The organism is Chitinophaga sp., assembly GCF_035538455.1.
Lineage (GTDB): Bacteria > Bacteroidota > Bacteroidia > Chitinophagales > Chitinophagaceae > Chitinophaga.
Genome location: NZ_DATLKJ010000059.1, coordinates 18,731 through 27,742, shown reverse-complemented (window position 1 = coordinate 27,742; position 9,012 = coordinate 18,731). Strand labels below are relative to the sequence as shown.

The 9,012-nt window shown below is 43.3% G+C and carries 8 protein-coding genes and 1 pseudogene; 5 read left to right on the top strand and 4 right to left on the bottom strand.

The window, feature by feature from the left end:
• Positions 1-136: 136 nt before the first annotated feature.
• Together VM802_RS07430 and VM802_RS07425 are read right to left on the bottom strand one after the other, a co-directional pair.
• A complete protein-coding gene (locus VM802_RS07430) occupies positions 137-364 on the bottom strand; it encodes a hypothetical protein (RefSeq protein ID WP_325529191.1) in 228 nt (75 codons plus the stop codon).
• A 3-nt stretch (positions 365-367) separates the two neighbouring features.
• Positions 368-1,495: a fatty acid desaturase family protein gene (locus tag VM802_RS07425; RefSeq protein WP_325529190.1), complete on the bottom strand. Its 1,128-nt coding sequence runs from the start codon at positions 1,493-1,495 to the stop codon at positions 368-370.
• A gap of 294 nt (positions 1,496-1,789) precedes the next feature.
• Between VM802_RS07425 and VM802_RS07420 the strand changes: the two genes are divergently transcribed.
• Complete coding sequence (locus VM802_RS07420) at positions 1,790-2,449, top strand: NAD(P)-dependent oxidoreductase (RefSeq protein WP_325529189.1); 660 nt, start codon at positions 1,790-1,792, stop codon at positions 2,447-2,449.
• 197 nt (positions 2,450-2,646) lie between these two features.
• Positions 2,647-3,864 carry an alginate lyase family protein gene (locus VM802_RS07415; RefSeq protein ID WP_325529188.1) on the top strand — a complete coding sequence of 406 codons (1,218 nt, stop codon included), beginning with the start codon at positions 2,647-2,649 and terminating at the stop codon, positions 3,862-3,864.
• A 114-nt stretch (positions 3,865-3,978) separates the two neighbouring features.
• Here VM802_RS07415 and VM802_RS07410 read toward each other — a convergent pair whose 3' ends face one another.
• Entirely contained in the window at positions 3,979-4,881 is a 903-nt protein-coding gene (locus VM802_RS07410) for an AraC family transcriptional regulator (protein WP_325529187.1), read from the bottom strand.
• A gap of 371 nt (positions 4,882-5,252) precedes the next feature.
• Here VM802_RS07410 and VM802_RS07405 point away from each other — a divergent pair, with 371 nt between their 5' ends.
• Entirely contained in the window at positions 5,253-6,728 is a 1,476-nt protein-coding gene (locus VM802_RS07405) for a xylulokinase (RefSeq protein ID WP_325529186.1), read from the top strand.
• Positions 6,729-6,770: 42 nt separating this feature from the next.
• Positions 6,771-8,102, top strand: coding sequence for a xylose isomerase (gene xylA, locus VM802_RS07400; RefSeq protein WP_325529185.1), 1,332 nt, complete (start codon positions 6,771-6,773; stop codon positions 8,100-8,102).
• Between the two features lie 182 nt (positions 8,103-8,284).
• Here the strand turns inward: xylA and VM802_RS32325 are convergent.
• A pseudogene (locus VM802_RS32325) lies at positions 8,285-8,488 on the bottom strand (helix-turn-helix domain-containing protein); the annotation flags it as partial.
• A 255-nt stretch (positions 8,489-8,743) separates the two neighbouring features.
• Between VM802_RS32325 and VM802_RS07395 the strand changes: the two are divergent.
• A complete protein-coding gene (locus VM802_RS07395; RefSeq protein ID WP_325529184.1) occupies positions 8,744-8,944 on the top strand; it encodes a hypothetical protein in 201 nt (66 codons plus the stop codon).
• The last annotated feature ends 68 nt before the right edge of the window (positions 8,945-9,012 follow it).

Sequence of the window (9,012 nt, the reverse complement as noted above, 5' to 3'; positions counted from 1 at the left end):
ATAATGGACACACCGGAGGAAAAATCCAACTGACGAATGGCTGCATTCAGGGTGCTTATTTATAGGGGGGAGTATTTCTACTTTCTCATTACATTTACGACATTCGTTAACAATTTTAATACCTACTATCTATGAGTTATCCCGCAACAACGAGCGGTACGAAGAGCCAGCTTGAAAGTGTTTTAGGTGGATTATCACTGTGCTTGCCGGCGTAGGAAGTGATACCGGTGGGTAAAGGTCCGCCTAACGTGGGTTTGGCGGAGGTGGTCGCCGCTCCGATGACGGTAATGTTCCTGCTTAGTAGTGGCTCGGTGATGTGAGGTTGTATAAGCCCGATACTGCCGTAGCAGATTGTACTATACAAAAATTAACTTTGATAGTGCAACTGATTTTTCCCCAGTATTTTCAACATCTTTGCGTGGTCCGTCAATGCCTTCCAGAAAGTGGGTTTTACGTGATAGGGCAGTCCAAAAGCCTCTGCTATTTCCTTTACAATGGGCGCTATTCTCCTGTAATGAATATGGCATATGTTTGTGAACAGATGATGTTCAATCTGAAAGTTAAGACCTCCAATCAACCATGATAACAGCCGGCTATTGGGTGCAAAATTTGCGGTATTGACCAGCTCATGAACAGCCCAGCTATCTTTGATGTGGCGTTTACCATCTTTAACAGTCGGTTCCGGAAATGTAGCATCTGGTATAATATGAGCTGGCTGAAAAATGCATGCAAGGATAAAACCAGCTGTAAGATGCATAATTACAAACCCTGTCAATACAAAATACCATGGCTGGCCAGATAGCATCAATGGTAAAACCAGTACGTAAGCATAATAAAACAGTTTATACCATGTAATATCAAAAATAGCTTTCCTCAGGGTTACTTTTTGTTTAATCAGCAGATTGAGTTGTTTATAACGAACCACTTGCAGATAATCTTTTGCAGTCATCCAAAACAAGGTCATGCACATATAAAAAAACCATGCATACAGGTGCTGGTAACGATGAAACCAATACCATTGCTGCCTGGGGGAGAGACGTAGTAGTGCAATAGTATTAATGTCTTCATCAAGGCCGTCTATATTTGTGTAAGTATGATGTAACAAATTATGCTGAATCTTCCAGTTAACAGAGTAACCACCGATTACTTCGAGAATATGCCCTAAAAAGGCATTAACTTTTTTATTGGGAGAATATGTTCCATGATTAGCATCATGCATAATGGAAGTACCGATTCCCACAGTACCGCATCCCATCAGGAACCAGAATAACCAAAAGAGCCAAATATTACCCGATCCGGCACTCCCGATTATTAATGCATAAGGAATGCAGTAACAGAGTATCATTACTATTGTCTTTCGCCACATACCACCATTAGCATAAGGGGAAATACCTGAAGTCTGAAAATAATCCCGCACCCTATCAGTTAATGTATCGATGAAGCTGCTATTTCCTTTCGGAGCGAACCGGACTATATTTATCTTTTCAATGCTCATATAATAAGTTTGAATAAACGCTGGATGGGTTTTAGACTTTAGGCCAACAACCTCTTGTAAAGGTCGGCTTTTTTTGGCAGCACTCAATTAATGTAGCATTGATGTTATCGATAATACTTTTTGTTGCCATTTTTCCCGGGTGAATAATGTCGTTTAATACGGTTTTGTAGTAAAGGTTGTAAATAAAGTCCGTAATCGACGTTTTTACTTCGAAAACGTTGTATATTTGATTTATAATTTACGTTTTCGAAGTAATTGTCAGAATTAAATACCGGGACTAATAAATTTTTTTATATGCTAACTGAAAACAATCGGCAGAATTGCAAAATAGTAGTGTTAGGCGCTAATGGCGGAATCGGTAATCAGGCAGTATTGCAGGCACTAAATGCCGGGTATAAGGTGACGGCGATACTCAGATCTCCTGAGAAGTTGCAATTAAACCACCCGAGCCTTACCATAATGAAAGGTGATGTGATGTTGCCTGGGACTCTTGATGAAGCATTGCGAAATACGGATGTTGTTATTTCTGCTATTGGGAGCAATTCGTTAAAGGCAACCTCACTATATTCTCAGGGCAATAAAAACCTGATTGAATCTATGAGAAAGGTAGGTGTAAACCGCGCCTTTTTCATTTCTGCTTCAGGACTTGAAGTGAATCCTACCCATTCATTTGTTGTGAGATTAGCTACGAAATATTTATTGCAGGTTATCCTGAGAAATATGTATGCTGATCTTTGGAGGATGGAAAAAATCCTGAAGGGAAGTTCTATTAACTGGACAATTATCAGACCTCCCAGGCTCCTTGACGGAGCTGGAACCGGAAAGTATCGGGTCGCTATCAATGGATGCCTGGACAACGGGCTAAAAATATCAAGAGCTGATGTTGCACATTATATAATTAATAATATTAATGAGGCATCAACGGTAGGAAAAACAATTGAAGTTGCGTATTAATAATTTGTAGTATGAAGTGGAGATTCCCGTCTCCCGTTTTTATCTTATCATTTTCCGCTCCAGGTAATACCACCTATTCGTTATGATGGTACCCGCTCAATGTTAAATGTTTATGGCGTAAAATTTTGGCAGGCAACTTGCGTTAATACTTTGCCGTATATTATTATTGTCATATTAACAATTATTAAAGCAATCCTATGAAGTTAAGGAATGTATGCACTATCGGAGGGGTAGTTTTTATTTTCGTGGTGGCGTCATGTAGAAAAGAAATGGTCAGTGCTGCCACGGCAAAACAGGTGTTAAACAATCACGGTACCGCTTTCACACATCCTGGATTGTTGCATAAACAGTCGGATTTCGACCGCATGAAAAGCAAAGTGGGGGCTGGAGCGGAACCCTGGCTATCTGGCTGGAAACAGCTGACAGGTAATTCGCACAGTGCATTAACCTGGCAGCCGCATCCGGCGGATACCGTTTACCGGGGCAGAGATGGCGCCCATCAAGAGAATTATGGCCAGTTGTATAACGATATCGCTGCGGCTTATGCTACGGCATTAAGATGGAAGATTTCCGGGGAAAAAGATTATGCCGAAAAGTCCATACAAATTATGAATGCATGGTCTGCCAGATTAAAAGCAATCGGAGGAAACAACGATGCTAACCTGGCAGCGGGGATCTATGGCTATCAGTTTGCCAACGCAGCGGAGATAATGAGAACTTACACTGGTTGGGCGCCAGCCGATTTAGCCAGATTTAAGGAAATGATGATGAAGGTTTTTTACCCTATGAATCATGCTTTTCTGTCAAGAAAGGAAAGGTGCATGAGTCATTTCTATGCAAACTGGGATCTTTGCGTTATGAATTCCATCCTGGCTATAGGGGTATTGTGCGACGACCGGGATATCTATAATGAGGCTATCAACTATTTTAAATTTGGAGCAGGGAATGGCGCAATTGCCAATGCTGTTTATTTTATACACCCAGATGGTCTGGGACAATGGCAGGAGAGCGGCCGGGATCAAGGACATACTACGCTGGGCATTGGCCTGATGGGTACATTTTGTGAAATGGCCTGGAATCAGGGCGATGATATGTATGGTTATGATAATAACCGGTTTTTGAAAGGAGCGGAATATGTGGCTGCGTATAACCTGGGCGACTCCGTTTCCTTTAAGCCCTATAGCAATTGTGTTGGCGTTGTGCAGAATGTTATCAGCAGCAGCAGCAGGGGAAATACCCGCCCAGTTTGGGAACTTGTCTATAATCATTATGTAAACCGCAAAGGAATGGCTGCCCCAAATTGTATGCGGTTCGCTCAAAAAGTGCGGCCAGAGGGTGGCGGTGGAAATTACGGGCCCAACAGCGGTGGTTATGATCAACTTGGTTACGGCACATTAACCTTCTCACTGAAATAAGCACATCTACGTTTAATAATAAATAATCTGCAAACCAACAATGGAATGCAGGTTATTTATTAAGTAGACCGATATGCTGATTTTTGGAGAAAATACATAATTCTGAAATAGTCTCTATCTGTCAGATAATATTCTATAATCATAATCCACTACACACTGAATTGATTGATGGGTTACCATTTTTCTGAATGTGGAGGGGGTGATAGACTTATATTTCAGGAATTGCTTATTAAAATTTGCGAGTGTGTTGAAGCCGCTTTCGAAACATATTTCAATCACGTTTTTGTTGGTGTCTTTCAGAAGCTTGCAGGCATAACCTATTCTGATTTCGTTCAGATAATCGATGTAGGTTTTTTTTGTACTTCTGCGAAAATATTTACAGAATGCAGCTATGCTCATGTTGACCACCATTGATACTTCCCGCAGACTGATTTTATTTTGGAAATTCCTGTTGGTATATTGAAGTATCACATCGATTGCTTCCTGCTTCATACAGTAGTTAATGTCTGGCGCCTGGGATGATAATGTGATATGATCTCCTGATTCAGCCATCATATTCAGACATTGAAAGAGGCTGATAATACGTGTAAAGCGCTGTTGATTTTCCAACTCCCGGATGATACTGACCATTTCTTCCCTATAGCTGTCGGGTATCTTTAAGCCCTGTGTTGCAGCCTGTAAGAGCTTCTTCATATATACCCCTTCCGGTAAATTAATCAGATCACTTCCCCAAAAGCCGTCGAGGAATTGGATAACTACTGCACTCGTAACTATATCTCCTGACTTCTGAAAGGTATGGGGCAAATTGGGTCCAAGAAAGAAGATATCTCCCGGTACGAAATCTCCGATATAATCCCCGACAAAAGCAGTCCCTCGTCCTTCCAGAATCAAAATCAGTTCATATTCATTGTGCTGATGCCAGGGGACCTCAAAGTTGGGTGTACGATAGGTTCTGGCTACGAATGAAGAATTCTCTGACAACGGAAGTTTCTCTATTAGCGGTTTCACGATATTCATGAGTACAAATATTATAATGTATTACTGCCGGTGCTGACGATTTAGAAAAAAATGATTCATATGGTTCCTGACCCGGCATTACTTAAAATCTGTAATTGCTAAGATATAAATTCTTAGTAAGGTATGTTTGCCGGAAAGCAGAAAAAGATCCGGCACAGCCGTACGGTTGACTGGATTTTATTGTCGGGGTGTATAATAGTTTATGTTTCTTAGATAATAGGAGTAGCCCTGAGGAATGCCGCCATGTATCTTTATTGAGTCATGATTTTTATCGGATAAGCGCAGGTCTTTATTGATGTTGATTAACAGCGACTGATCACTGATAGCAGGCTGTATAGCACTTTATCTTAATTAAATTCAAATTAACAGATATGTATTTTATTGGTTATGATATTGGTTCCTCTTCCATAAAAGTTGCATTACTTGATGCAGAAAGTGGAAGATGTATCGCTTCTGCCATAAGTCCTTCCCGGGAGATGCCTATACAGGTACCATATAAAGGATGGGCAGAGCAGGAGCCGGAAAGCTGGTGGCAGGAGGTAATCACCGCTACAGGTTTACTAAGGCAACAAATCAGGATTGATTCTTCCGCTATTGGTGGTATTGGCATTGCCTACCAGATGCATGGGCTGGTATGTGTAGATAAACAACAGCAAGTGCTGCGCCCGGCTATTATCTGGTGCGACAGCCGTGCCGTAAATATCGGTAGTAAGGCTTTCAACGCATTGGGAAAGCAATATTGTCTCGATCATCTGCTGAACTCTCCCGGCAATTTTACAGCTTCTAAATTGCGATGGATATACGAAAATGAACCACATATCTATGAGCGCATTGATCAGATCATGCTACCCGGAGATTTCATTGCGATGAAACTTACGGGCGAAGTATGTACGACTGTTTCCGGTCTTTCAGAAGGAGTCTTATGGGACTTCAAAACTAATACGATCAGCAGGAAACTATTGGACTATTATAATATAGATGAGTGCCTGGTACCAGCGGTAACATCTACTTTCGGTGTACAGGGAACGCTTACTGCGGCCGCTGCTGAAGCACTACAACTGCCAGCAGGCATACCGGTTACATACCGCGCAGGCGATCAACCCAATAATGCTTTGTCGCTCAATGTGCTGAAACCAGGGGAGGCCGCAACTACTGCAGGTACTTCGGGCGTAGTGTATGCTGTGCATGACAAGCATGTGTCTGACCCCCAAAGCCGGGTTAACACCTTTGTACATGTCAGCAACGATGAACAACATCTCCGTAATGGTGTATTGATGTGCCTCAACGGTACGGGGATAGCTAACAGCTGGTTGAAAAATATGCTGGGTAATATTGATTACACTGCTATGAACGGCGAAGCTGCAACCTGCGCCCCCGGTGCAGATGGGTTATTGGTATATCCTTTTGGTAATGGTGCGGAAAGGATACTGGGTAGCAGGCATATTGGCGCTTCTGTCAGAAACCTGGATTTCAACCGGCATGGCCGGCCACAATTGTTGCGGGCAGTGCAGGAAGGAATCGTTTTTGGTCTTAACTATGGTTTAGACATCATGTCTGCCATGGACCTTAAAATTCACCGGGTGAGAGCAGGTAATGCCAATATGTTTCTCAGTCCGCTATTCCGTGAAGTACTTGCCAATACAGCCAACACCGTTATTGAACTGTATAATACAGATGGTGCGCAGGGCGCAGCGCGTGGAGCAGCTATAGGGGCTGGCTATGTGAATATGGAAGAAGCATTTCTGGGAATGGAACGTATAATGGTTGTTGAACCGGAAGCGGCCCTGCAGATGCAGTACCGTGATATCTACGGCAAATGGCTTACTGAGTTACGTTCGAAACTATAATACATCGCATAAACAATATATCATTTTAAAATTCCAATTTTTATGAGCATTACACTTGGAAATCACGAATATTTTAAAGGTATAGGAAAGATCAGCTATGAAGGACCACAGTCTGATAATCCCCTCGCTTATAAGTGGTATGATGAAAACCGGATCATCGCGGGAAAATCGATGAAGGAACTTTTCCGTTTTGCAGTCAGTTACTGGCACAGCTTCTGCGGCACTGGCGGCGATCCCTTCGGACCTGGCACCAAAAACTTTCCCTGGCTCGAATCCACAGATGCTGAACAAAGCGCTAAAAACAAGATGGATGCAGCGTTTGAGTTCATCACTAAATTGGGGTTACCCTACTACTGCTTCCACGATGTGGATCTGATTGATGAAGGAGCTGACCTTGCCACGTATGAAAAACGTATGCAGCTGATAGTGGACTATGCCCGCCAGAAGCAGTCAGCCAGTGGTGTAAAGTTGCTCTGGGGTACTGCCAACGTATTCAGCCATCCGAGGTATATGAACGGCGCCGCCACCAATCCTGATTTTACTGTAGTGACTTACGCAGGCACACAGGTGAAAAATGCATTGGATGCTACGCTGGCATTGGATGGTGAGAATTATGTTTTCTGGGGAGGCCGCGAAGGATACATGACACTGCTGAATACAGACATGAAACGGGAACAGGAACATCTGGCGCGTTTCCTGTCTATGGCCCGTGATTACGCGCGGAAGCAGGGTTTCAAAGGAACATTCTTTATCGAACCCAAGCCCTGCGAGCCTACCAAGCACCAATATGATTTTGACAGCGCTACCGTAATCGGTTTTCTGCACCGGTACGGGTTGGAAAAGGACTTTAAACTGAATATTGAGGTAAACCACGCTACACTGGCAGGGCATACGTTCCAGCATGAACTGCAGGTGGCCACTGATGCCGGTATGTTGGGCAGCATCGATGCCAATCGTGGAGATGCGCAGAATGGCTGGGATACGGACCAGTTTCCGACAAACCTGAATGAGCTCATCGAAAGTATGCTCATCATCCTGGAAGCCGGAGGGTTTTCCGGCGGCGGCGTGAATTTTGACGCCAAAACCAGGCGTAACTCCACAGATCCGGAAGATCTGTTTCATGCGCATATCGGAGGCATAGATAACTTTGCGAGGGCTGCCGTGATTGCAGAAAAAATATTGACGCAAACGCAGTATAAAAAATTTCGCCATGGCCGCTATGCCTCATTTGATACAGGCAAAGGCCGAGAATTTGAGGAAGGGAAACTTTCACTCGAAGACCTCCGCCACCTGGCTTTCGCAGGAGGAGCACCTGTACAGATCAGTGGAAAGCAGGAGTGGCTGGAGAACCTTATCAATAGTTCTATCTTTTAGTGAATGCTGGTGCAAGGAACATGCAAACCGTGAAATAAATTATGTTCAAACCAGCGCCAATACAACATCTGCAGTTAAGTTAACAAAGCACAGCAGGGAACTGCTGTGCTTTGCCTTTGTATAAGGCACGGTAGCCGCACCATAGGGAAAGATAAGTATCTCTCTGAACATTAGCAGTGATGTCATTTTTGGCTATCGCTACCTGCAAGGAGCCGGATCCTCCTTTTATAATTCCCGGGATTTTCCCCTGTTTGTTTTTTGAAGGAACGGGTGAAATAAGCATTGTTCCCAAATCCAAGACTGTAAGCCAGATCTTTAATGCTTATGTCCTGGATTATCAGCATTCGCTGGGCCTTTTCTATCTTCTTCTCATGAATGTATTTGCCTGGCGTGCAGCCCTATTTTAATTGCTGATGCAAATATTGTAAAGGCAATGATCCATCCCGATTAAAACGGCTTCCATGCGCTCACCACTTTTAATAAACAAGGCGCCGGATTAAATTAATAACAATAAGAAAGAGTTTGGCAGGAACTGGTAACGGAAATCAGGTTTTTGTAACAAATCGACCCTTTGATTGAAACATTAGAGGACCATTAATACGAATACTCAGCCCTATTTTTACAATATCTAATCCACGTATATGAAATTTGAACTGTTGCGGGGCCAGAAGGGCCCAGGGCCGTTTATTGCTTTATTGAAGGCATTAGCTGATACGCCTGTACCTGATGTACTATTTATCCTGTCCTCATCTTCCGGAGTTATCGCCGGCTGGTGTTTTGTTCCCGGTAAAGATGCGGTTTACCGGGAGCATCCGGCACACCGCCGACGATACTCATTTTGACAACACTCTCGCGACGCGCAAACAGTAACCCCCTGATTTAATAGACCACTCACGCAATCGGATTTCCA

Coding starts and splice junctions, on each gene's coding strand:
- VM802_RS07425 (WP_325529190.1), bottom strand. CDS start 1,495: ATGAGCATTGAAAAGATAAATATAGTCCGGTTCGCTCCGAAAGGAAAT.
- VM802_RS07420 (WP_325529189.1), top strand. CDS start 1,790: ATGCTAACTGAAAACAATCGGCAGAATTGCAAAATAGTAGTGTTAGGC.
- VM802_RS07415 (WP_325529188.1), top strand. CDS start 2,647: ATGAAGTTAAGGAATGTATGCACTATCGGAGGGGTAGTTTTTATTTTC.
- VM802_RS07410 (WP_325529187.1), bottom strand. CDS start 4,881: ATGAATATCGTGAAACCGCTAATAGAGAAACTTCCGTTGTCAGAGAAT.
- VM802_RS07405 (WP_325529186.1), top strand. CDS start 5,253: ATGTATTTTATTGGTTATGATATTGGTTCCTCTTCCATAAAAGTTGCA.
- xylA (WP_325529185.1), top strand. CDS start 6,771: ATGAGCATTACACTTGGAAATCACGAATATTTTAAAGGTATAGGAAAG.
- VM802_RS07395 (WP_325529184.1), top strand. CDS start 8,744: ATGAAATTTGAACTGTTGCGGGGCCAGAAGGGCCCAGGGCCGTTTATT.